This is a genomic window from Paraburkholderia sp. BL25I1N1 (assembly GCF_003002025.1).
GTDB lineage: Bacteria > Pseudomonadota > Gammaproteobacteria > Burkholderiales > Burkholderiaceae > Paraburkholderia.
Genome location: NZ_PVZB01000003.1, coordinates 21,131 through 43,967, shown reverse-complemented (window position 1 = coordinate 43,967; position 22,837 = coordinate 21,131). Strand labels below are relative to the sequence as shown.

At 62.6% G+C, this 22,837-nt stretch carries 21 protein-coding genes; 6 read left to right on the top strand and 15 right to left on the bottom strand.

The genetic code is table 11. The annotated features are described in order from the left end of the window. Nucleotides 1-83: 83 nt before the first annotated feature. Complete coding sequence (locus B0G73_RS05010) at nucleotides 84-740, bottom strand: peroxiredoxin (RefSeq protein WP_106279132.1); 657 nt, start codon at nucleotides 738-740, stop codon at nucleotides 84-86. Nucleotides 741-1,096: 356 nt separating this feature from the next. Then, a complete protein-coding gene (locus tag B0G73_RS05005) occupies nucleotides 1,097-1,939 on the bottom strand; it encodes a DMT family transporter (protein ID WP_106278497.1) in 843 nt (280 codons plus the stop codon). A gap of 124 nt (nucleotides 1,940-2,063) precedes the next feature. Here B0G73_RS05005 and gcvA point away from each other — a divergent pair, with 124 nt between their 5' ends. Next, nucleotides 2,064-2,954, top strand: a complete 891-nt coding sequence (gcvA, locus tag B0G73_RS05000) for a transcriptional regulator GcvA (RefSeq protein ID WP_106278495.1) — start codon at nucleotides 2,064-2,066, stop codon at nucleotides 2,952-2,954. On the opposite strand, the gene B0G73_RS41090 is transcribed toward gcvA, so the two are convergent. The 3 genes from B0G73_RS41090 to B0G73_RS04990 form a co-directional block, all read right to left on the bottom strand. Further along, a complete protein-coding gene (locus B0G73_RS41090; protein WP_258193177.1) occupies nucleotides 2,951-3,085 on the bottom strand; it encodes a hypothetical protein in 135 nt (44 codons plus the stop codon). The two genes, gcvA and B0G73_RS41090, sit on opposite strands and share 4 nt — an antisense overlap. A 415-nt stretch (nucleotides 3,086-3,500) precedes the next feature. Then, nucleotides 3,501-4,103 carry an isochorismatase family cysteine hydrolase gene (locus tag B0G73_RS04995; protein ID WP_106278493.1) on the bottom strand — a complete coding sequence of 201 codons (603 nt, stop codon included), beginning with the start codon at nucleotides 4,101-4,103 and terminating at the stop codon, nucleotides 3,501-3,503. A gap of 244 nt (nucleotides 4,104-4,347) precedes the next feature. Then, a complete protein-coding gene (locus B0G73_RS04990) occupies nucleotides 4,348-6,024 on the bottom strand; it encodes an alkaline phosphatase family protein (RefSeq protein WP_106278491.1) in 1,677 nt (558 codons plus the stop codon). Between the two features lie 480 nt (nucleotides 6,025-6,504). Here B0G73_RS04990 and B0G73_RS04985 point away from each other — a divergent pair, with 480 nt between their 5' ends. The 4 genes from B0G73_RS04985 (at nucleotide 6,505) to B0G73_RS04970 (ending at nucleotide 10,484) form a co-directional block, all read left to right on the top strand. Further along, on the top strand, nucleotides 6,505-6,945 hold the full coding sequence (locus tag B0G73_RS04985; protein WP_106278489.1) for an SET domain-containing protein: 441 nt from the start codon (nucleotides 6,505-6,507) through the stop codon (nucleotides 6,943-6,945). 77 nt (nucleotides 6,946-7,022) lie between these two features. Then, on the top strand, nucleotides 7,023-8,777 hold the full coding sequence (locus B0G73_RS04980) for an ABC transporter transmembrane domain-containing protein (RefSeq protein WP_106279131.1): 1,755 nt from the start codon (nucleotides 7,023-7,025) through the stop codon (nucleotides 8,775-8,777). Between the two features lie 85 nt (nucleotides 8,778-8,862). Further along, nucleotides 8,863-10,077 carry a phytanoyl-CoA dioxygenase family protein gene (locus tag B0G73_RS04975; RefSeq protein ID WP_106278487.1) on the top strand — a complete coding sequence of 405 codons (1,215 nt, stop codon included), beginning with the start codon at nucleotides 8,863-8,865 and terminating at the stop codon, nucleotides 10,075-10,077. A 161-nt stretch (nucleotides 10,078-10,238) separates the two neighbouring features. Continuing rightward, the gene (locus tag B0G73_RS04970) at nucleotides 10,239-10,484 is read left to right on the top strand and encodes a hypothetical protein (protein WP_106278485.1); all 246 of its coding nucleotides are present in this window, start codon (nucleotides 10,239-10,241) and stop codon (nucleotides 10,482-10,484) included. Nucleotides 10,485-10,616: 132 nt separating this feature from the next. On the opposite strand, the gene B0G73_RS04965 is transcribed toward B0G73_RS04970, so the two are convergent. The 6 genes from B0G73_RS04965 to B0G73_RS04940 form a co-directional block, all read right to left on the bottom strand. Continuing rightward, nucleotides 10,617-12,377 (bottom strand): winged helix-turn-helix domain-containing protein, encoded by a 1,761-nt coding sequence (locus B0G73_RS04965; protein ID WP_106279129.1) that lies wholly within the window; start codon nucleotides 12,375-12,377, stop codon nucleotides 10,617-10,619. After that, nucleotides 12,374-13,663 carry an MFS transporter gene (locus B0G73_RS04960; protein WP_258193176.1) on the bottom strand — a complete coding sequence of 430 codons (1,290 nt, stop codon included), beginning with the start codon at nucleotides 13,661-13,663 and terminating at the stop codon, nucleotides 12,374-12,376. Before B0G73_RS04960 ends, B0G73_RS04965 begins: the two co-directional genes overlap by 4 nt. Before the next feature lie 291 nt (nucleotides 13,664-13,954). Next, nucleotides 13,955-14,458 carry a lipocalin-like domain-containing protein gene (locus B0G73_RS04955; RefSeq protein ID WP_258193175.1) on the bottom strand — a complete coding sequence of 168 codons (504 nt, stop codon included), beginning with the start codon at nucleotides 14,456-14,458 and terminating at the stop codon, nucleotides 13,955-13,957. Between the two features lie 136 nt (nucleotides 14,459-14,594). Continuing rightward, a complete protein-coding gene (locus tag B0G73_RS04950; RefSeq protein ID WP_106278478.1) occupies nucleotides 14,595-16,832 on the bottom strand; it encodes a xanthine dehydrogenase family protein molybdopterin-binding subunit in 2,238 nt (745 codons plus the stop codon). Between the two features lie 24 nt (nucleotides 16,833-16,856). Continuing rightward, nucleotides 16,857-17,864, bottom strand: coding sequence for a xanthine dehydrogenase family protein subunit M (locus tag B0G73_RS04945; protein WP_106278477.1), 1,008 nt, complete (start codon nucleotides 17,862-17,864; stop codon nucleotides 16,857-16,859). Nucleotides 17,865-17,875: 11 nt separating this feature from the next. After that, nucleotides 17,876-18,424, bottom strand: a complete 549-nt coding sequence (locus B0G73_RS04940) for a (2Fe-2S)-binding protein (protein ID WP_106278475.1) — start codon at nucleotides 18,422-18,424, stop codon at nucleotides 17,876-17,878. Nucleotides 18,425-18,812: 388 nt separating this feature from the next. On the opposite strand from B0G73_RS04940, the gene B0G73_RS04935 reads away from it, so the two are divergent. Continuing rightward, nucleotides 18,813-19,100, top strand: coding sequence for a DUF1330 domain-containing protein (locus tag B0G73_RS04935; protein ID WP_106278473.1), 288 nt, complete (start codon nucleotides 18,813-18,815; stop codon nucleotides 19,098-19,100). A gap of 35 nt (nucleotides 19,101-19,135) precedes the next feature. Here the strand turns inward: B0G73_RS04935 and B0G73_RS04930 are convergent, their stop codons facing one another. From B0G73_RS04930 to B0G73_RS04915, 4 genes are all read right to left on the bottom strand, one after another. Continuing rightward, nucleotides 19,136-19,570 carry a YciI family protein gene (locus tag B0G73_RS04930; RefSeq protein WP_106278471.1) on the bottom strand — a complete coding sequence of 145 codons (435 nt, stop codon included), beginning with the start codon at nucleotides 19,568-19,570 and terminating at the stop codon, nucleotides 19,136-19,138. Between the two features lie 142 nt (nucleotides 19,571-19,712). Beyond that, nucleotides 19,713-20,957 carry a citrate synthase gene (locus B0G73_RS04925; protein ID WP_106278469.1) on the bottom strand — a complete coding sequence of 415 codons (1,245 nt, stop codon included), beginning with the start codon at nucleotides 20,955-20,957 and terminating at the stop codon, nucleotides 19,713-19,715. A 107-nt stretch (nucleotides 20,958-21,064) separates the two neighbouring features. Continuing rightward, nucleotides 21,065-21,454 (bottom strand): VOC family protein, encoded by a 390-nt coding sequence (locus B0G73_RS04920; protein ID WP_106278467.1) that lies wholly within the window; start codon nucleotides 21,452-21,454, stop codon nucleotides 21,065-21,067. Between the two features lie 26 nt (nucleotides 21,455-21,480). Continuing rightward, nucleotides 21,481-22,797, bottom strand: coding sequence for an MFS transporter (locus tag B0G73_RS04915; RefSeq protein WP_106278465.1), 1,317 nt, complete (start codon nucleotides 22,795-22,797; stop codon nucleotides 21,481-21,483). Nucleotides 22,798-22,837: the final 40 nt, after the last annotated feature.

Below are 22,837 nucleotides of genomic sequence, written 5' to 3'. Positions count from 1 at the left end.
GTCCGGGCGCATGACTGCACCCGGACTCACCTCGCGCGCCGGACTTTGCACTGTCCGGCGCGCGTCGCTCCAATCCGCGCGTGTTACTTCGGTTGCTCGACGTACCGCAGATAAGGCTTCACGGTTTTGAAACCCTGCGGATATTTTTGCTTCGCGGCGTCGTTGGAAACAGATGTTGGAATGATGACGTCTTCACCCGGCTTCCAGTTCACCGGTGTCGCCACCGTGTGTTTCGCGTTGAGTTGCAGCGCATCGAGCAGGCGCAATACTTCGTCGAAATTGCGGCCCGCGCTCATCGGATAGACGAGCATGGCCTTGACCTTCTTGTCCGGGCCGATGAGAAACACCGAGCGTACGGTAGCGTTGTCGACCGCGGTGCGCGGGCCCCCGCCGCTCGCCTCGGGATGGATCATGTCGTAGAGCTTCGCGACTTTCAGGTCCGAGTCGCCGATCAGCGGGTAATTGATTGCGTGGCCCTGTGTCTCGGCGATGTCCTTGACCCACTCCGTATGGTCGCTGACCGGATCGACGCTGAGCCCGATAATTTTCGTGTTGCGCTTATCGAATTCCGGCTTGAGGCCTGCAAGGTATCCGAGTTCCGTGGTGCAAACGGGTGTGAAATCCTTCGGATGCGAAAACAGGACTGCCCAATGGTCGCCGATCCATTCGTGAAAATGGATCGTTCCTTCGGTGGTTTCCGCGGTGAAATCGGGAGCGTCTTCTCCTAATCGAATCGACATCATTAGTCTCCATAGGTCGGGTGCAGGGTTCGAGTGCCACGGTCGGAGCGAGGTCCGCCGGGCTGCCGGAGTATTGAGTGGCGATAGGACTGTCTCGAGATTACTTCCGGCCGGTTGCACCGTACCGCGCCGGAATAGCGTCTACGGCGTGCAGCGGAGTCTGTGGCTTCCCCGGATAGCCGTGATACGGGACAGACATCGAGACGCGCCGCGAACCGCACCTATAGCGTAGAACAAAAAAGACTTTTGTAGTTAGCGGACTGTAGGGCGAATCCGCCGTCGTGGCAGCGAAGTTGCTTGTACTCCGAAGAAAAAGAGCGGCTGCTTCAATTTGGGCGGGGCGCGATCCTGTCTGATCAAAGCCCTAAACAGACCGCCCCGGCCGCGACGATCAGGCACGCGAGCCAGCGCCTGGCGCTTACCGCTTCCCGCAAAATCACGCGTCCGATCAGCACCGCGAACACCACGCTGGTCTCTCGCAACGCGGATACCGTACCCATCGCGCCCGACTGCATGGCCCAGATCACGATGCCATACGCGGTGATCGACACCAGGCCGCCAGCGAGCGACAACCCGACGGCGACGGGCTCCGCTCTCACGGGTGTCCACAGCGCCTCGTGCCCGCGCATCGCGACGAACAGCACCGGCATCAGCCAGTAGAACAGGAACATCCAGGCGGTATAAGCGAGCGCCTCGCCGCCGGATAAGCGCACGCCGATGCCGTCGATCACGGTATAGAGCGCGATCGACGCACCGGTCGCCAGCGCGGCCAATGCACCCGCGCTCGACACGCGCCCGCCCTGCAGCGCGAGTGCCATGATGCCGCCGGAGATCAGCGCGACCCCGAGCGCGTGCAAGGGGCCGATCGCCTCATGCGCGAAGAGCGCCGCGCCGAGTGTGACGAGCAGCGGCGACGAGCCGCGTGCGATCGGATAGGCCTGCGCCAGATCGCCGCGACGATAGGCTCGCACGAGGCAGACGTTGTAGACGATATGCACGAGCCCCGATGCGGCGACGTACGGCCAGGCCGCGTCGGCGGGCCGAGGCGTGAACACGATCACGAGCGTGGCGACCGCGGCGATGGCGATACTCATCCACGTCATGGAGAGGAAGCGGTCGCGGTTGCCGTGCAGCATCGCGTTCCAGCTCGCGTGAAGCAAAGCGGCAATGAGGACGAGACCGCCGGTGTAACTGAGCATGCGGGTTCAGGACAGGAAAAGAGTGGGAGAGCCGAAATCAGCGGCGCAATAAGAAGCTTATCTATCTTGTAGCGGCGCCACAAACCAGTTAAATTGGGGATTCGCGTTAGATAAACTCTTGCGAATGAAGCGAACACTGCCGCCGCTCAATGCCCTGCGCGCCTTCGAGGCCGCCGGCCGTCTCGGCAGCTTCAAGGAAGCCGCCGCCGAACTGCACGTGACACACGGTGCAGTGAGCCAGCATGTGCGCGCGCTCGAAGAGTGGCTTGGTGCATCGTTGTTCGAACGGCACAACCGGCGCGTCGCACTGACGCCGGCAGCGAAGGCTTATCTGGCGGAAATCGGTCCTTTGTTCGAGGGGCTCTCGCAGGCCACGGCCCGATACGGATTCCCTGAAACGCTCTCCCGGACACTGTCCGTGAATGCGCCCGCGACCTTCACCTTGCGCTGGCTGGTGCCGAGACTGGCGACCTTCCGCGCCGCGCATCCCGACGTGGACGTCAGTGTGTACACATCGAACGAGTCGTTGGAGAGTCTGAAGGAGACATACGACGCGATCGTCCGGGGCGGCCCGGACACCTTCTATGGCTATTCGATGCGGCCTTTCCTGTCCGAGGAGCGAGTGCCTGTGTGTAGCCCGGCGCTCTTGCAGCGCCTGCCGCTCCGAACGCCGGATGATATGCGGCAGCACACGTTGCTGCATACGTCGAGTCTTCCGCGGGTTTGGCCGGACTGGCTGGCGAGCGCGGAGGTTCCAGCACTCAGGCCAGCCGCCGCGCTGACCTTCGACCACTTCTTTCTGACATTGCAAGCGGCCATTGACGGGATCGGCGTCGCGATGGGACCGACCGCTCTGATCGCCGATGACCTCGCGGCCGGCCGGCTCGTCGCGCCGTTCGCCGGTCCTCGCTTGCCGTCGCGAAGCTATTGCACTTACGTTCCCGATGCGAAGTCGGCGGATGAACTGGTCGTGCTGTTCCGCGCATGGCTCGAGCGCGAAGGATGCGCTCACTAGCGCGGAAAGCGAATCCCGAACATGGGCAGGCCGCTATTCGATTCGGCCTCGGTTGCCTCGTCCGGCAGCACGTCCCAATGTTCGGCGAGCACGGAGAGATGCTGCATGCGCAGCCGGGATGAAAGGAGCATGAACGTCGAAAGGAACCCGCCTGGACGCGCCCCTGTCGACCTGGTAGCATGCGATGCTGTGCGCGCAGTGTCTGTCGAATCAGGAGCGGTCTTATGCGGAAGCGGAAGTTCGCAGGAAAGATGACTGGAGAATCGAGTCTGCCGGATCTGCTGAACCGGCTCGAGTTGGCATTGGCCGGCATGCCCGATCACACGTCTGTCTGCAAAGCACTGTCGGATCTCAACAGGCGCCTTGGCTCCCCCGGCGAGCAAGCTTCCGTACGGAGCGGCCGACCCACGGCTTCCCGACGCCCGCGCCCGCGCCAAATGGCAATGCAGTCTTTACCGCTGTTTTCTTGAACGCCAAAGATCGATCTGAACAGCGCACAGCGGAGCGGCTGACTAGCATGGAAGGCCGAAAAAACGCCAGCACATGCTAGGCGAGCAACAACAAGGCATCAGCGAGTGACAATACCGTCGTGCGCGAATCGAAGGCCGTTGAAAACAGATGATCGTGCACGACCTGATCCGGGGCGTAACAGCAATCCTTGACCGTCAATAAGCGGAAGTCCGCGTCACTCGCGTACGCAACCGACGACAGCACCACGCCGGTCGACGCTATCCCAACCATGATTAGCGTATCGATCCCCTGCGTGGAAAGCCGCGCCTGCAGGTCGGTACCAAAGAACACGCTGGCACGATGCGCAATGATGAGCGGTTCAGTGGCCAGCTGGCCGAGTTCCGGCGCGATCTCGTCGTCGACGAAGAGACCCAGTTGCTTGATTCCCTGCCCGTTTCTGTTCAACGGACTGACTTCCGGATAGCCGGGACTGAAGTGGATCCTGGCGAAATAGACGCTGACACTTTTGGCCCGCGCGGCGTCACACAGCTTGCGCGTGTTGGCGAGCAGAGAAGGTGCGACCGATGGAAATAACCGCATGATGTCCGTCTGATAATGCATGACCACCAGAGCGGTTCGCGCGGGCACGATCGGTGGAATCCGCATGTCAAGGCTCTGCGTCGCGGCGGCGCCTTCCATGCCTTGTTGATGATCTGCCGGAGCGGCGGGTTCAGATTCAAGGCGTGGCGGCATAAGGGCTACGCGATAGCGAAAAAGATGCCCGACTCTAGCACGACCGCGTTCGAGTGAGCGGCCGGCCTGGAACTCTCCAGGCCGGCCACAGGCCACCGACGACACGATATGGAAGCGTTGAAGGTCCAAAAGAATCGCGACGCTTCGCTTATTTGCCGTGGCCCATTAGCGGCAGAGTGCCGCCATTCGCCTAAAACCGCTCGCGATCGAACTCCGGCAGCGCGCGCGTTCCCTCAATAGCGACCGAGTGCAGCAGTTCAGGCTCAAGACCGAGCAACTGCAGGATCGTCGGCGCAACCTGGGTGGTCAGTACGCGCTCGTCGTTCACCTGTCCCGCGTGACGGGCGTGAGGCACGTAGACCACGAGACCGAGATGGCTGTCGTCGGGAGCGTTGCCGCCGTGCTCTTCGTCCTTGGTCGCGCTCGACGTATAGATGACCCCGGGGTTCGGCTGAACGACGATGTCAGGCGTGCGTCCACGTGCCGGATCGCCGAACCGGCCGGCCAGTTGCGGGCCATACAGAATGTACGCTTGCGGGCCGTCCGCACAAATGCCGGGTGCGTTGCAGCTCAGGTTGTCCTTCAAGGTCTTCACGACAGCCGGCAGTTGGCGTTGATCGCGCAACCAGATCAGGCCGACGTCGTCGGTCTGCACGAACCCCGTGCCGGCGAGCCCGGTTCCGTCATTGAGGTTGCCGCTCTTCGTGCTGTTCTGCCCGAAGTTGCCGTTCGGATCCAGATAGTTGTTTGCTTCAAGCAGTTTCGAGAGCGTGTCGCCGTTCTTCACCAGCTTCGAATGGTCGGTCGGGGATTGCCCGTGCTTCGCCGTGACGATGATCGCCGTCGACGAATACAGGTCGCGTTGCTTCAGTTCGGCCACGATGCGACCCAAGGCGTTGTCCAGATACGCAATCGCGTTGGTTACCTGCGGACCCGGCGTGAAACTCGCATCCAGATAGCCGCCTCCATTCGCGACCGTTGCCTTCTGGGCGACGCTCAAAGTCTGGAAGTTGGTCCCAAACAGGGTGGGCACATCGGCGCCGGATCGGCCAGTCGAATCCTTGCCGTCAATTTCATCGATCAGCGACTGCACATGGAAATTGTCGAACTGTTCCGTGTGCGTGTAGACGTCGGTGTAGTTCGTGTTGGTGGCGGGATCGATCGAATTGATCTCGGTGCGGGAAAGATCGTCGACGCCTTTGCCGGAAGGTCCATTGAGCCAGTCGTAGCCCCACGCATGTTTGTCCGCCCAGGCAGTGCGAGCGCCTTTCACGTTGCGTTTGACCACTTCGAAGACCGTGTTGGTCTTCACATAGTTATGCGGATAGACGGGCGTACAGACGCCATTGAGCAAAGCGTGCGGGATGGCCTGCGGATTGAACGCGCCGCCACCGTCGAGATGCGTCAGTGCGCCGCCGTTCTCGCCGTCGATGCCGGTAGTCTCGTCGAATACGACATTCCAGCCTTGCTTGCCGGTGCAATTGCTATCGGACGGCGCGTAGAGCGTGCGGTCATAGGATACGTCGTAGAACAGGCCCGCGGATTTGGGTGAGCCACCGGTGACGAGCGCAGCGAGCCCCGGGAACGAATCCGAAAGGCCAGGCGTGTGCGCATTGGTGTAGGTCGTCCCCGACTTCGCCAGCAACGCAAGATTCGGGCATGCATTCGATCCGACGCAGCGCGCAACATCCTGTTCGTGCAAACCGTCGAAGCTGATCAGCAGCACATGCTTCACCGACTCATGGTGATGATCACGATGATCGTGATCATCGGCCGCCGTGGCGCCTGCCGGGTGCAGCGCGGCAAGCAGGACAGCGCCCAGGCCAACGGCGATTTGCGTTCGCTTCCAGATTCTGATCGTCTTCATTTCCCGTCCTTTAGGTTGCTGCGGAATATTTGGTAATCCGGGAAAGAATGTGCAGTGGAATTGAGTCGTCTGGATGAAGCGACGCTTTCGATTCCATAACTCATTGGCGATTGATGCGATGAGAAGAAAGATCCGTGAAATGAGGCTATTACTTCAGGTTTCCTTAAGGAATGGATGATCTATTGCGATGTTCATCTATCACCGTGTGCGGCCCTTGGGATCAATCCCGTTGGCCCAGTTCGCCAAACATCCCGGCGAGCCAGGCTCTGAAAATTCTCACGCGCCGGCTGAGGTAGCGATTTCAGTTAAAGGACGAGGTAAGGGTACGGCAGTGGTTCCGAGCCGTACAGGAACGATATCGAGCTCCATGTGGCGACTGTCGTTCGACAGGACGGCCATGTGTGCCGAAAGCCGGCACAAAATCATGCAAGCGCGCAATTGCACTCGTATACTGGTGCGTCAATCAGTCAAGGAACCAGTATGCGGCGCGTGATCGTACGGCGGTCGTCAGTCCACGGAAAGGGTGTGTTCGCGATGCGGCCGCTCGCGGCGGGTGAGTGCGTGCTTGAATACCGGGGCGAATTGACGAGCTGGCGGGAAGCGGTGCGCCGGCATCGGCGCGAAGGCGTCGCTGGGCACACGTTTCTTTTCGGCCTGTCGGACGGGCGCGTGATCGACGGAAGCCGCGGAGGCAATAGTGCGCGTTGGCTGAACCACGCCTGCGCGCCGAACTGCGAGACCATCGAGGATGATGGCCGCATCTTCATTCACACGATCCGGCCGATCGATGCGGGCGAGGAACTGTTTATCGAATACCTGCTCACGACCGACGATCCCGCGGACGAGGACGTTCGAGCCCAATACGCTTGCCGGTGCGCCGCGGCGGATTGTCGTCGGTCGATGCTGGCGGATGTCGCGTGATTCAGCCAACCGATGAGGTTGCACGGACTCAGTCCGCTGCCGCCAGTGTCTCCAAGACGTCGCCGCCTTCACGCCGTATCAGCCCGCTCTTCGCACTGTTTCCCTTCCTGCGCCCCTACGCCGGCCGCTGGGCGCTCGCGTTCCTCGCGCTGGTGAGCTCGGCGGGCGCCACGCTGGTTTTGCCGGTGGCGTTCAAATACCTGATCGACCGTGGCTTCGCCGCGGGCGACCGGGGGCACATCGACCGCTATTTCCTCGCGCTATTGGTCGTATCGCTGGTACTGGCCGGCGCCACGGCGCTGCGCTTCTACCTCGTGTCATGGCTCGGCGAGCGGGTCACGGCCGACTTGCGGCGCGCGGTCTACGATCACGTGCTGAGCATGAGCCCGCAATTCTTCGAAACCACGCAGACCGGCGAGGTGCTGTCGCGGCTCACTGCGGACACCACCCTCATCCAGACCGTGGTGGGCACGAGCTTGTCGCTGGGATTGCGCAACTTCTTCCTGCTGACCGGCGGCGTGGCGATGCTGGCGGTGACGAGCCCGGTGCTGTGCGGCTACATCCTCGCGACGCTGGTCGTGGTGGTCGCGCCTATCGTGATCTTCGGCCGCCGCGTGCGACGGCTCTCGCGCGCGAGCCAGGACAAGATCGCGAACACGAGCGCGCTGGCGGGCGAGGTGCTCAATGCCATGCCGACCATTCAGTCGTACACGCAGGAGCCTTTTGAAACGCAGCGCTTTGCGGGCGCGGTGGAGGCGGCCTTCGAGACCGCGCTCACGCGCATTCGCGCGCGCGCCTGGTTGACCGCCGTGGTGATCGTGCTGGTGTTCACGGCCATCGTATTCGTGCTGTGGCTCGGGGCGCAGGCGGTGCTGGCCGGGCGCATGACGGCGGGCCAATTGTCCCAGTTCATTCTCTACGCAGTGTTCACGGCCGGCGCCGTGGGCGCGGTCGCCGAAGTATGGGGCGATTTGCAGCGCGCTGCCGGCGCCACCGAACGTCTGCTGCAATTGCTGGCGGCGCGCTCGCCGGTGGTCGAGGCCGGGACGACGATCGCGCTGCCGGCGCGAGGCGAGGGCATCCGCTTCGACGATGTCAGCTTCTCGTATCCATCGCGCCCGGGCATTGCGGCGCTTTCCGCACTCTCGCTCGAGGTCCGCCCCGGTGAACATGTGGCACTGGTCGGTCCGTCCGGCGCGGGCAAGACCACGCTGTTCCAGTTGCTGCTGCGCTTTTACGATCCGCAAGCCGGCCGCATTCTGATCAACGGCGTCCCCACGCGTGACGTGCCGCTTGTCGAATTGCGCAAGGAGATCGGCGTGGTGCTGCAGGAATCGGTGATTTTTTCTGGAAGCGTGCTCGACAATATCCGCTATGGCGCGCCGGGAGCCACGCTCGCGCAAGTACAACGGGCCGCCGACATGGCGGCCGCGGCGGGCTTTATCGAAGAACTACCGCAGGGCTACGACACCTTTCTCGGCGAGCGCGGCGTGCGGCTGTCCGGCGGGCAGCGTCAGCGCATCGCGATCGCTCGCGCGATCCTGAAGAATCCGCCCATCCTGCTGCTGGACGAAGCGACCAGTGCGCTCGATGCCGCCAGCGAACGGCTGGTGCAAAAGGCGCTGGACAATGCCGCGCAGAACCGCACCACGCTGGTCATCGCACACCGCCTCGCGACCGTCCAGCAGGCCGACCGCATTGTCGTGCTGGAACAGGGGCGGATCGTCGCGCAGGGTCGTCACGCCGAACTCCTCCTGAGCTCGCCGCTCTATGCTCAGCTTGCTGCGTTGCAGTTTGGCGAGCAGATGGGGCAGACCGCGCCCGCGCAATGACAGCGGGCGGCTCATGCGTCGATGCGTCATGCACCTGGCGAGTGCATCGACGTGGCGCTATCCTTGACGTACAGAGGAGGGAGACATGGGCCACAGCCAGGATCGCATCGAAAAGCGCGAGCAGAGTTGGTACCGCGAGCGCGATTGCGCTTTAGATGAATTTGTCGCGCTGTTGGAGGGCGATGACCACGGCCCGACCCGCTATGCGTCGGAAGTCATGCAGCGGATTCCCATTTACGACTGTCCACAACTCGACGGCGTGACACGCGATGCGTCGCACAGAGCGCGGTTGCAGGCGGAATGGGCTCGCGTCCTTCACGATGGCGCAGGGGTGCTGGTGCTGCGGCGCGCATTTGTCGATACCAGACCGGTCGACAATGCCACGGCCGTCTTTGAATCCATTATTCATAGTGAGCGCGAGCAAGGCTCCAGTGCGGCAGACCATTTCGCAAAGGCAGGCGCGAATGACCGGATCTGGAACGCCCAGGAGAAGCTCTGCCTGAGAGCACCCGAAGTATTCGCGCAATACTTTTCAAATCCAATGCTGATGACTGTGTCGCAAGCGTGGCTCGGACCGTGCTACCAGATGACGTCCCAGGTCAACGTAGTTAGACCGGGCGGCGCTGCTCAGCAAGCGCATCGCGATTACCACCTCGGTTTCCAGACGGCTGAAAAAGCCGAACGCTATCCCGCGCACGTCCATCGGATGTCACCCTTCCTCACCTTGCAGGGCGCGGTGGCGCATAGCGACATGCCGGTCGAGAGCGGCCCGACGAAGCTCCTGCCGTATTCGCAGCGCTATGACGAGGGATATCTGGCGTGGCGCCGAGCCGAATTTCGCGAGTATTTCGAGGACCATTTCGTCCAGTTGCCGCTCTCCAAGGGCGATGCCGTGTTCTTCAGTCCCGCGTTATTCCATGCGGCCGGCGAAAATCGCACCGCGGACGTACAACGCATGGCGAACCTCTTGCAGGTCTCATCGGCTTATGGCCGGGCGATGGAAGTGCTCGACCGCACGCAAATGTGCGAAGCGTTGTATCCGGTACTGCGCGAGCGTCGCGCTTCGGGGCGGATAAGCGACACGGAAATTACCGCGGCAATCGCATCCTGCGCTGAGGGATACCCGTTCCCTACCGACCTCGACCGCGACCCGCCGGTCGGCGGGTTGGCGCCGGAAAGCCAGCAGGAACTCATGCATCGCGCACTCGACGAGGATTGGGATTCGGCCCGATTCACGCTCGCCTTGAACGAGCAGGCTGCGCGACAACGTTCCGCCGATCCGCAATCGGGTCCGCGTTAACAATTTCTTTAGACTCAGTCGATGGTGCAAAGGACGATCTGATCGCAGGATTGACAAAGCGATAGCAACGCGACGCCGCATCTTCGCGGGGACCGTCCGGGATCGCCTTACGGCCGGTCATGCACTGACCGTTCTCGCACTTTTGGGAAGGAGAAATTGACATGAAAACGCTTCGAATCGTGGCGGTCTGCGCGATCGGCATGTTCGTGGGACAAGCGTGGGCGCAAGACAAACCCGTACCATCGGGAACCGCGCCGTCTGCTCAGGATGTCGGCGGCGTCAGCGACGCGTCGAGGGGTGAGACGGGAATGGCAATGAATCCGGCGCGGCAGTCCTATCCGGACCTCAACACCCTGCAATCCCCGGAGCAAAGCCGTGTGGCGGCCAATCCGTTCCGCCACCATTGACTGCAGCGCAACAGCTTTGCGCGACCGCGCGTTACGCACGGTGAGTGCCTGTGAATACACTCGTCGCGCGTAACGGTGGCACGCTAAAGTTCGGAGCGGGACCGTCCGGCTTGACGGAGCCGGGCTCCGGGATCAGTAGCCGATACGCTTTTCGACGTTGCGGAATCGCCCCATCGACCGATAGCGATGAAACCATGCGTTGGTACGAAGCTCGCACAGGCGCGGCGAATGCTCCGCAAGCGCGAGGTCGAGCCAATGAAACATCTCGTCCGGCTGGTCGAGCCGCGCGTAAATTTCCGCAAATAGAAACGGCGACGTGTAGCGCCTTTGACGCCTCGCCGTCAAATCCTGCAAATACCATTGAAGGACTTTTTGATAGCCGCCGGCCTCCCAGATCGTGCGAATAGTCTCTGCGCGAGCGAATTCGCCGCACCGTGTTAGCGCGTCGATGGTCGCGTCGACTGCCTCCTCGTATTGACCCTGCTCTTCATACGCGGTCGCCAGCAGTTGATAGACGAGCGGGGAGCGATTGCCACGCCCGGCGTGCAGGCACTCGCGAATTACTTCGTCGTATTTGCCTGCCTGTACGAGTCCGAATACGCGCGATCCTTCGAACCCGAGCGGGTCGACCTTTTCGGCTCGCTCGAACTGCGCTCTGCCTTCCGCTTCTCGCCCAAGCACCAGCAGCAGGCGTGCATATAGGCGGCACGTTTCAGCGTGGCTTGGGTTCAGCCGCAACGCTTCGAGGAACTCTTCTTCGGCACGCCGCCAGTCCCAGTCATAGAAATAGTGCACGCCCGCTAGCGCCTGGTGGGCTTCAGGAAGACTGGCGTCCAGTTCCAGTGCTTGCAACGCCGCCTGCCGCGCTAGCGGATGGCCCTCCGACGGCGCACAGACTCCATGCGTCGCCGTGGCACCCAAAACGTTCGACATCCCCACATATCCGAGCGCGTAAGTCGGGTCCCGTTCTATCGCGCGCTCGAAGTAGCCGCGCGCGCGCACGAAGTCCTCGTCGCTCAGCGCGTGATGCGCGGCAAACCCCGCATCGAAGTGCACGCGGCGCGTCCAGTAGTAACGGCCGCGCAGATACGCATCGTGTGCCGCCGGATCGACCGGCAAACGTCTCGTCAGCATGTGCCGCCGCTGTGCCGCGAGCGCGGGTGACACCTCCCGGGCGAGCGCCGCTCCCACCTCTTTCTGGATTTCCAGCGCGCCGCGCGACATCGGCTCATACGCGCGGCTCCAGATCTGCACCTGATCGAAGCAACGGATCAATTGCGCCAGAATGCGGATCCTCACGCCGTCGCGCTTGAGCTCGCCTTCCAGGACATAGTCGATCGACAACTCGCGCGCTATCTCCGCAATGCTCATGCTGACCCGTCTGCAGTGGGCGGCAGTCGTCCTCGAAATGACGAGGATGCGCTCCGGATCGAGCATGCCGATGCTGGCGGAAGTTTCGTCGGCCAGTGCATCGCAGAAGCTGTTCTGGCCGGAATCGCCAGTCTGGTTTTCGAACGGCAGAACCAGTATTCGCGCGGCTTCCTGCGGAGCGGGTACCGGCTCCTCCGGCATCGGCCGTACGTTATTCAGTCGATAGCCTTTGCCCTTCACCGTGATGATGTGCTGCGGATTGACCGGGTCGTCGTGCAGCGCCACACGGATTTTCCGGATTGCCGTATTGATGCAGTTGTCCGTTTCCCGATACGCATTCGCGCCCCACAGTGCTCTTACAATATCCGCACGCGTGACGAGTTGCCCGTTGCGGGATGCCATCAGGATCAGCAGCTCCATCGGCAGACGCTCGAGGCTGACCTTCTCACCCGCGCGGCGCAATTCGTAGCGCTGAATGTTCAGCTCGACATCCGCAATCCGGATGGATTCTGGCGTGTTCATCTGCGCTCCTGCCATCGCGAGTTCCTGCTCACAGCGACTATGTCGGGGCGCCGCCGCTCGCGCTTCATTCCGAATGAAGCCGCGCATGCAATCGCCGAGCACAACACCATGACGAGCGCGGGTGCGGGCATCCAGTGCAGACCGGAAACAAGGAAATTTGCCGCGAGCGGCGTCAGTCCCAGCGACGCGGACAGACCGAGATTCATGGCCGTCGCAACGCCGCTGAAGCGGACGTCGACGGGAAACATTTCTGCAATCGCGCACGCGAAGGTTCCGTTGGCGATCGAACTGACGACGCCGGCCATCAGGAACAGCGCGGGCAGGCTCGCATAGTGCCGGGCGGCCGCGATGAAGAAGAAGGGCGCGAAAAGCGCGGACAGGACGGTTCCCAACCTGAACACGTAGCGACGCGGCAACAGGTCGCCAGCGTGCGCCGTCACGAGAATGCAGGCAGCTAGGGCGATCAGATAGCACGTCTGGGCACTCGCGATCTGTTGCGTGTCGTATTGAAGCTTTTTCAGATGACCCGGCGCGAAGCCGATAAAGATGCCGCCCGACGCGCCCGCCAGCAGCGACGCGGCAGCGCCTGTCATCAGGGGAGCGAAATGGTTGCGTAACAGGACAGCAAGGGGCTCGCGATGGCGGGCGCCGATGGCCTGCGCGTACTCGTCGGTCTCCGCAAGCGTACGCCGCAAAGCAAAGCTCAACAGCCCGACCATTCCACCCAGCAGGAAGCCGATCCGCCATCCGAACGCGTTGACTTGCCCGGGTGTGAGCACCCATTGCATGACAAGATTCATGCTCGTCGCCAGAAGCAACGCAAGATTGACCGCGACGAACACGATGCCGCACAAAAGCCCCGGCCTGCCGCGCGCGGTTTCGACCGCGTAGACGACTGCGCCCGGCAATTCACCGCCGAGGCAGAGGCCCTGCATGAGCCGCAGCACGAGAAGGAGCGCCGGGGCGGCCGCGCCCCATGCCGCGTATGAAGGAAGTATTCCGATGAGAAGCGTCGAAACGGAGGCGATCATCGCCGACGAGATGAAGACGAGGCGCCGCCCGTGCGTGTCGCCGAATCGCCCGAGGAGGATGCCGCCGACCGGTCGGGAAAGATAGCCGATGGCCAGCACCGTGAACGACAACGTCTCCACCGGTACGCCGGTTACCGTCGGAAAGAACTCGCTGCCGATGCTTCTTGCAAAGAATCCGAAGATGACGAAATCGAACACTTCGAGCGCTCCCCCCGTGCTGGCGACCAGGATGGTCCAGCGTTGGTGCGCTGTCATCGAGCCTTGTCCGAGTAGGGGCGAATCGTCGAGCATGGAAATCCCTGATATCGCCAGGCATAACTATTGTTTTGAGCGGAGGCCGCGGCGGAGGGACGTGTTAAGCCGCCACCGTCTCCATCAAACTTCGATGACAGTGCATGATCGTTCTGGCTTGAATATGATGGACGACAATTCGCTTACAAGAAAGGTCTTTAGATTCGCCTTGTGATTCCTGGTCGACGAATCGACATGCGCCGCATTCGGGACTGGGCGCCGGCGATGGAAGTTATGCACCGCACGTTGTGCTGCTTACTTCATTCGTTGCCACACGACTTTCGATGCACCATATCCGAAACTCCCGGGCGTGAGGTAGGTCAGCCGGTCCCCATCGAGGGTGAATGGGCGCCGTTGCACATCGCCGTCCCAGTTCGGAAAGGTACTTTTCTGAATGTGGAAAACGATCACCTGTCCGGCCGGATCGACGGTATAGGTGCCAAAGTGCGCGAAGTTGCCCTGGACGATGCGCTCGTTCTCTTCGGAGGTACCGGACAAGCGGTTACCCGATGCAAACTTCGGCAAGTCCCCGCGAACGCCTAGCAGAACGTAGCGCCCATCGCTGCCGAAGATGAGTTGCCCGTACGGATGCGGACCGAGCACTTCCACTTCGCTGCCACTTCTCGAGACGGTCAACGAGACTAGAGACCATGAACCCGCCACGCCAGGCGCCGCCTGGGCAAAAGTCTTCGGCACAGCGAGACATAGTGCGAGGGCCACCAGCGCGGCGGCCCTCAGGGTTTGCAGCAAAGGAGTCATGGCGTTCTCCGGCACGCGCGAGGGCGGAACCATTCCCTTCGACTATCGGCGTGCGATGCCTGGTTCGTCTTCGATCATCGCAAGACAAGCTAATAGGATAGCTTTCCCGGCCACGACTTCCAATGAACATCGGTCCTCAAGTCGTTTCCGCCGCCAGCAGATCTTCGATCATGATCGGCAGCTTGCGCACGCGCACGCCGGTCGCATGACAGGTTGCGTCGGTGATCGCCGCCGCGATGCCCGCGAGCCCGATCTCCGCAATCCCGCGAGCGCCGAGTTCGTTGAACACGGTATCCGGATGATCGAGAAAGGTCACGTCGAGTTCGGGCGTGTCCGCGTTCGTCGCAACGACGTAATCGGCCAGGTTGCTGTTGATCGGTGCGCCCGTCTGTTTGTCGTACGTGGTGTGCTCGAACAGCGCCATGCCGACGCCCATCACGACTGCGCCTTCGATCTGGTTGCGCGCGGCGCGCGGGTTGACGATGCGTCCTCCATCGATCACCGTGACGACGCGGCTCACGCGCAACCGCGCGATCTCCGGCTGCCACGTGACTTCGACGAAGTGCGCGCCGTACGAATAGATGGAGAAGCGTTTCTTCAGCGGATCGTCGAAGCCGCCCTTGGCGCTGCCGCTGCCCGACGCGGCGCGCATCTTCGCTGCTTCGAGAATCTGGCCGAACGGCACGCCGCGCTCTGGCGCTTCGCCCTTGCGATACACATGTCCCGCGCTGAACGCGAGTTCATCCTCACGTGCACCTTTGAACGGCGAACCGTCGACGGCCGCCGCACGCGACAGCAAAATCTTGCTGGCCGCGCGCACCGCATCGAGCACGGCGGGAATCACCGATGCCGTCGCCGCGCTGCCACCCGAAATCGGTCCCAGCGGCAAGACGGAATCGCCGAGACCGACCTCGATGCGCGCGAGCGGAATGCCGGTTTCTTCGGCGACCAGTTGTGCGAGCACCGTGTACGTGCCGGTGCCGATGTCCTGCGTGCCGCATACCACCCGGGCGCTGCCGTCGGCTCGAAGGTCGACGTCCGCCGCAGCGGAGAAGCGCAAGCCTGGCCAGACACAGGCGCCGACACCCCAGCCCAAGGTCAGGCCGTCGCGCTGCATCGAGCCGACACCCGGCGTCCGCTGCGACCATCCGAAGCGCTCGGCGCCGGTGCGCAAACATTCGACCAGATGCCGTGAGGAGAAGGGCAAACCCGTGCTCTCGTCCACGCGCGGTTCATTGCGCAGCCTCAACTCGACGGGATCGAGGTTCAGCACATGCGCCAGTTCGTTCATCGCCGATTCGATTGCGTACAGGCCGGGCACGGCACCCGGGCCGCGCATCGACGTCGGCGAGCCGACGTTGCGGCGCGCGAGGCCCGAGGTCACACGCAGATTCGGCGTGCTGTAGATGAGCGGCGTGACTTCGCCACAGCTTTCCTGGTACTCGTCGGCGATCGCGGTGTGGTTGACGTAGTCGTGCTGCAATGACGTGAGTTTGCCGTCGCGGTCGGCTGACATCCGCACACGCTGCTGCGTGACGGGGCGATGGCCGACGTTCTGAAACATCATCTTGCGGCTCACAACCAGCTTCACGGGACGGCCCATCTGACGCGTTGCCGCCGCCGCGAGCAGTGTGTGCGGCCACATCCAGAGCTTGCCGCCGAAGCCTGATCCAAGATAGCGGGAGATCACGCGGATCTTTTCCTTCGGCACGCCGAGCATCTGCGAGAGCGTGCCCAAATGGACCGTGATGGCCTGCGTGGTCTCGTAAAACGTGTAGTTCTCTCCGTCCCAGTCCGCGATCGACGCGTGCAGTTCGATCGGGTTGTGCGTTTCCGTCGGCGTCACGTAGGTTGCGTCGAGCGTCGTCGGCGCAGCGTCGAACGCACCGTCCGGGTCGCCGCGCTCGCTCTCGACCTTGGGCTTCTCGTCGGCCTCGAGTTCGTCGCGCACGTCGTGCGGCGTGACTTCGTAGCGGGCGCCGATCGCCGCCGACGCCGCGCTCGCCGCTTCGAAGGTATCGGCGATCACGACAGCGATGTACTGGCCGTAGTAGCGGATGATGTCGTCCTCGAAGGGCGGCCGCGCTTCGTCGACATAGCCGGTCTCCATGGAGTTGCCGGAGATCCGGTAGAAGCGGCCGATATTGTCTCGATGCAGCACCGCGTGCACGCCGGGCATCGCCTCGGCCTCCGCGATATCGAGCGACACGAGCCGGCCGCTCGCGATCGTGCTGCACACCGGCACGGCAACCAGCAGATCGGGCAGATCCACGTCGGAGGTATAGATAGCGCCGCCGCTGACCTTCAGCGGTCCGTCGACGCGCGCTTGAGGCTGTCCGATCACGGACAGCACGGAGTCGGGCAAGGTGGACATGGTGCGTTCCTTTCGATGGACGGTTCAGGGCGTCGCGGCCGTAGCCTGGGTCAGCGCATGGATGATGCAGCGGCGCGCGAGTTCGACTTTGAAGCCGTTCTGGCTTTGCGGCTTCGCATTTGCAAGCGCGGCATCCGCGGCTTTGCGGAAGGTTGCGGCGTCGGGCGTTGCGCCGCGCAACACGGCTTCCGCTTCGAGCGCGTGCCACGGCCGCGTGCCGACGCCGCCGAGCGCGACGCGCACATGCCCGATGCGTCCACCGTCGAGCGTCATGACCACGGCGGCCGACGCCAGCGCGAACTCGTAAGACGCGCGATCGCGCAGTTTCAGATAAACGGAACGGGCACCCGCGGGAAGAGGCGGTAGTGTCACGTGCGTGATGAGGTCGCCCGCGTCGAGCACGTTCTCACGCTGTGGCGTTGCGCCCGGCAACACGAAGAAGTCGTCGATCGCGATGCTGCGCGCGCCGTTCGTCCCTTCGACGTGAATGGTGGCGTCGAGCGCGGTCAAGGCGACGTTCATATCCGACGGGTTGGTGGCGATGCAGGCGTCGCTGGCGCCGAGAATCGCCAGCGTGCGATTGAATCCCTGGATGGCCGGACAGCCCGAGCCCGGCTCGCGCTTGTTGCATGGCATCGCGGTATCGCGAAAGTAGACGCAGCGCGTGCGTTGCAGCAGATTGCCGCCGGTCGTCGCCATGTTTCGCAATTGGGCCGAGGCTCCGGCGAGCAGCGCCTGCGATAGCACGGCGTACGGCGTGCGGATCAGCGGATGCAATGCGAGGTCGGCATTGCGCGCCGTCGCGCCGATCTTCACGCCGCCGTCGGGCAGCGCTTCGATAGTGTCTAGCGGCAGCCGGCTGATGTCGATAACCCGCGTCGGCCGCTCCACGTTCAACTTCATGAGGTCGAGCAAGGTCGTGCCGCCCGCCAGAAAGCGTACTTGTGCGCCTTGCTGGGCCGTTGCCGAAGTCGCGCCCGCCGCGATCGCGTCACGCACGCCGTTGGCGCGCGACAACTGGAAGATTTCCATGATGGCGCTCCTCAGGACTGGCCGCGCACGCGCTGGATCGCCGCGACGATATTCTGATAGGCGCCGCAGCGGCACAGATTGCCGCTCATCGCTTCGCGCACTTCGGCGTCGCCGGGCCCGACTGCTTCATCGAGCAGCGCGACCGCGGACATGATCTGGCCCGACGTGCAGTAGCCGCACTGGTAGCCGTCGCATTCTACAAACGCGGCCTGCATCGGATGCAGCGCTTCGGGCTGACCGATGCCTTCGATAGTGGTGATTTCGTCGCCGGCGTGCGTGCCGGCGAGCGAGAGGCATGCGTTCACGCGCCGTCCGTTCACGTGCACGGTGCAGGCGCCGCATTGGCCGTGGTCGCAACCCTTTTTGGTGCCGGTGAGGTGCAAATGCTCGCGCAGCGCATCCAGCAGCGTGGTGCGCGGATCGAGCGACAGCGTGTAGAGATTGCCGTTGACGGTCAACTCGACAGGCATCGTCGCGTTCGCGGAAGGCTGGCGGCTGGTTCGGGCGGCGTCGGGATCGGCGCTCTGTTGCGGGGTGGTGGAGGCGGTCTGTTGCATCATGCGTTCTCCTCATGGCGAGAGAGGCCACGATCCGGCGACAATGGGCGCGGCCGGAGCGGCGGGCTGAAGCGGGATTTGGACCCATTGGCGAACGATTCGCCGGGTATCGGGCATTCGGGTAGCGCTGCGTCGCAACACGCGTCACGCACGCCAGATGATGGTGCAGCAAATCTGATGCCCAGGTGCGCCGCCGCGGAAAGTGGGGCGACACACGGTTTACCGACACGCTCGTCAAAGCGATTCACGCCACGACGACTCGATAGCTGTCGCGACGCTAAAATGCAGGATGCAATAAGATTCGACTATGCGCCGACGCTGCGTATCGAGGTCCAATACGCTCGCAGGGGAACGTCGTGCGCATCTTCACCACACTTCAGGAGCGTACGTTATGGCGACATTTATCGTCTTCACGAAGGAAAGCACGCAGGATCAGGCTGAACTCGACATCTATCAAAGCAAGGTGGGCGAGACTTTCAAGGGTCATCCCGTCACGATTCTCGCTGCCTACGGACCCCAGCAGGTTCTTGAGGGCGACGCGCCTGAGGGTGTGGTGATCGTGCAGTTTCCGTCAACAGAAGCCGCGCGTGCGTGGTATGACAGCCCGGCGTATCAGGAAGTCGCTCAGCACCGGTTCAAGGGCGCGCGTTACCGCGCGGTTCTCGTCGAAGGCGTGTGACGAGAGGCGGCAACGATCGCGCGTGCGGAGGTCTCTTACTCTTTACTTTGCCTCGATTCGATCTGCTGCCGAAGCCGCTCTTCGTTTTCCTGAAGCTCGGGCGTGAACGCCTCGCCAAAATCCGCAGCTTCGAAGAACGGACGAATTTCGATTTCCGAGTCGCTTGTCATCGGGTTCGGGCAGCGGCGCACCCAGTCAATCGCTTCGTCCATTGATTGCACTTGCCAGATCCAGTAGCCCGCGATCAATTCTTTCGTTTCAGCAAACGGACCGTCGACGACGGTTCGGTCCTGGCCGGAAAATCTCACGCGCGCGCCCTTCGAGCTCGGCTTCAGTCCGTCGCCGCCGAGCATGATGCCGGCCTTGACCAGTTCCTCGTTATATCGGCCCATCGCCTCGATAAGTTCCGTGCTGGGCATTTGACCGGCTTCGGATTCGGCGGTCGCCTTGACCATGACCATGACGCGCATGGGATTCTCCTGTCTAAAGTTGGGCCCCGGATTATGTGGAAGATGTCCGGTGCCTTCAATACGACGACGAGCGAATGCGCGCGAAATCGACAGTCGCATCGAAAGTTTTGTGTTTTTACCCAAGATCGGGCAAACGCGCTTCTCAGCGCTCAACCACCTTGAATACCCGATTCTTGTCGAGCGTAGCCGGGTCGAGCGCCTTCTCGCCGCCTTCAGCGGGCAGCGCGGGGCTGACGTCTTCCAATGCGCGGCCTGTGTAGCGGCCCCGTGGCCGAATGACCTTGCCGACCCGGAGTTGCTCGATGCAATGCGCCAGCAAACCCACGCTTCGCGCCGTTGCGAACAGCGCGAACGACGCGTCGCGCGGCAACGCCAACTGCGCCGCCAATGCGGCAAGCGCAATGTCGATGTTCGGCCTGAGGCCGGTCAGTTCAACCACCTTGTTGATGAACGACGTGAGTTCTCGAGGCGGATCGAGCACCTCGAGCAATGCGGCCGCCCGCGCATCGCCGTCCGGATAAAGGTGATGCCCGAATCCTGGAATGGGCGTAGCCGACTGCAAATGATGCACGACGACATGCTCCGCGCCGAGTCTCCCGACGTCGTCGAACACGGCTCTCACGCGGCCTGACGCATCGCCATGCAGCGGGCCTGAGAGCGTCGCGAGCCCCGTGAGCAGGCATCCCGGCAAGGATGCGCCGGTGGAGGCGGTAATTCTGGCGGCGAACGCCGAACTCGTCGTCTCGTGGTCGGCGACGAGGACCATGGCGCGGCGGATGAGTTCGGCGCCTGCACGGTCCTGGCCCCAACCCAGCGCGAGCCGTTCATGGGTGGGTTGTGCATTCGTATTGCGGCGCGCGCCAAATGCCTGCGCGATCAGCGCCACGAGCCGGCCTGCCTCGACATGCAGTGCGCTGTCGGTGCGTCCGAGGGTGGAATGACCGCAGGCCGCGAGCGCCGCCAGCGACGTGAACGCGCATTGCCGGCCGGGCTCGCCGCCCTGTAGCGGCAGGTCGCCGGGTTCGAAGGAGACAGGTCCGCGCGCATTCCAGAGTATCGCCGCCACGTCTTCGAGCGTCGCCGTGTCAGAAAGCCGGATGCTATCCCGTCCGCGGTAATACGCCCGCCCTTTCGAGAAGGTGGTGATGCCGCTGTAAATGCACGGCTCGGTGCCGAATATGGTCCCGGCGGCGAGCGCCTCGCGCTTGCGTCCAACCTGTTTTTTTCGGCACAGACCGGCCACGTCTTCCGCACGATAAAGGCTCTTGCGCGGGTCATTCGGATCCGGCATGACCGCGATGTTGCCTCGACTGACGTACGCATAGATAGTCTGCGCCTGCACGCCGAGTTGTCGAGCCGCTTCAGTCAGCGTGATCCAGTTTCGCATGGGATGGCAGGCAAGGTGATGCAGCGGAACGGGTAGCAGAGCCGTAGCCGGGCGGATCGCGCCGTACGTTCGAGCGCAACCGGTCGAGCGTCAATATTGACGTCTTTTCAGGTAAAAGTCATCTCGGCGGGTCGCCGCTCAAGGATCTCGACCAGAATGTCCCCTGGCGATCGCACGAAGCAGGCTCTGACGCCGGGGCGAACCTGCTTGATCGGCTCGACGATTTCCGCGTCGCAGCGCGACAGATGCTCGAACGCGGCATCGAGATCGTCCACGACCAGACCGAAATGATCGATGCCCTGTTTTCGCTCGCCATCGGCGCGGCCGGTTTGCGCGCTCGCCAACGCCGTGATGAAAAGGTTGATGCTGCCGATGCGCAAATCCACTCGCCCCGGACGACGCACGATCTCGGCGTTCAGACAGCGCGCAAACCATGCGGCGGTGGCTTCGGCGTCGGCCGAGCACAGTTGCAGATGATCCCACTTGAATTCAATCATACGGTTTCACCGGATAGTCAAAAGCGTCACAGTTCAATGCGGGAGAGTTTCCCCAGCAGCACGGAGTAAGAGAACGCGCCGAGCAGGCATATCGCGCCCATCAGGTTGAGAGCCCAGTAGAAGTGGCCGGTGTGGTGAGTGATATAGCCGATCATGAGCGGTGTCGTCACGCCCGCAATATTGGCCGCGAGGCTGGTGATGCTGCTGGTGAGTCCCACGTATTGGCGCGGCGCGATTTCGGAAACGGCGGCCCACGACATCGACCCGACACCCTGCGCGAAGAACGCGATAGTCAGGATGGCGATCACCGCCTCGTTCGACTCGACAAAATTGACGAGCATGATCGATGCTCCCAGCAGCGTGCCGATAATGAGCGGCGTCTTGCGTGCCGTGGAAATCGATACTCCGCGTCGAATGAAAAAATCCGAGAGGGAGCCCGCGAGGAGAATGCCGGCCGTCGCGCCGATAAAGGGGAGTGCCTGGAAAATGCCGACCTTTATCATCGACATGTGCCGCGCTTCGATCAGATAGGTCATGAACCACGTGGTGAAGAACACAAGCAATGTGTTGTTGCAGAACTTGCCCATGCAGATGGCGAGAATCTGCCGGTAACCGAGCAGTTTGAGCGCCATACGCCAGTCGAACTTCTCGCGCGGCTTGCGCGCGGCCGTCGAGCCGTCGTTGATGTATTGAAGTTCGGCGGCATTCACACCCGCGTGCTGATGCGGGTCGCGATAGACCCGGTACCAGACAAGACTGAACAGAATGCCGACGCCGCCCGTGACGTAGAAGACCATGCGCCACCCATACGCGGCGGAAATCCACAGCAACAAACCGGTGAACAACGGCGTGCCGATGTATTGCCCCATGACATAGACGCTGGTCGCGAAGCCGCGCTCGCGGGCGGGAAACCACAACGTCACGGCGCGCGCGTTCGAAGGGAAAGCCGGCGCCTCCAGCGCGCCGATGGCGAGCCGCGAGCCGAGCAGCATGTGATAGCCGCTCGCGAGACCTTGCGTTAGCGTGGCGAACGACCAGCCGACGAGGGACAGCGCATAAGCAACACGCGAGCCGAGAATGTCGGTCAGTATGCCGCCGGGCACCAGCCCGATAGAGTAGGCGAGGCCGAATGCGGCAAACAGCTCGCCCATCTGCATCTTGTCCAGCGCCAGGCCTTTCGAGAGGCCCGGCGCGACGATGCCGAGCGCCGACCTGTCCACGTAGTTGAGGATGGTTGCCGCGAGCAGCATCGAGAGCACGACGTATCGCACTCTGGAGCGCTTCGTGGTATCCGCGTAAGCCGGGTTTCGCGCCGACAATGTTTGTTCGTCTACGACTTTCATCGGTGTCTCCAGTGCATTGGCCGGTTGTTCTTTTTATAGT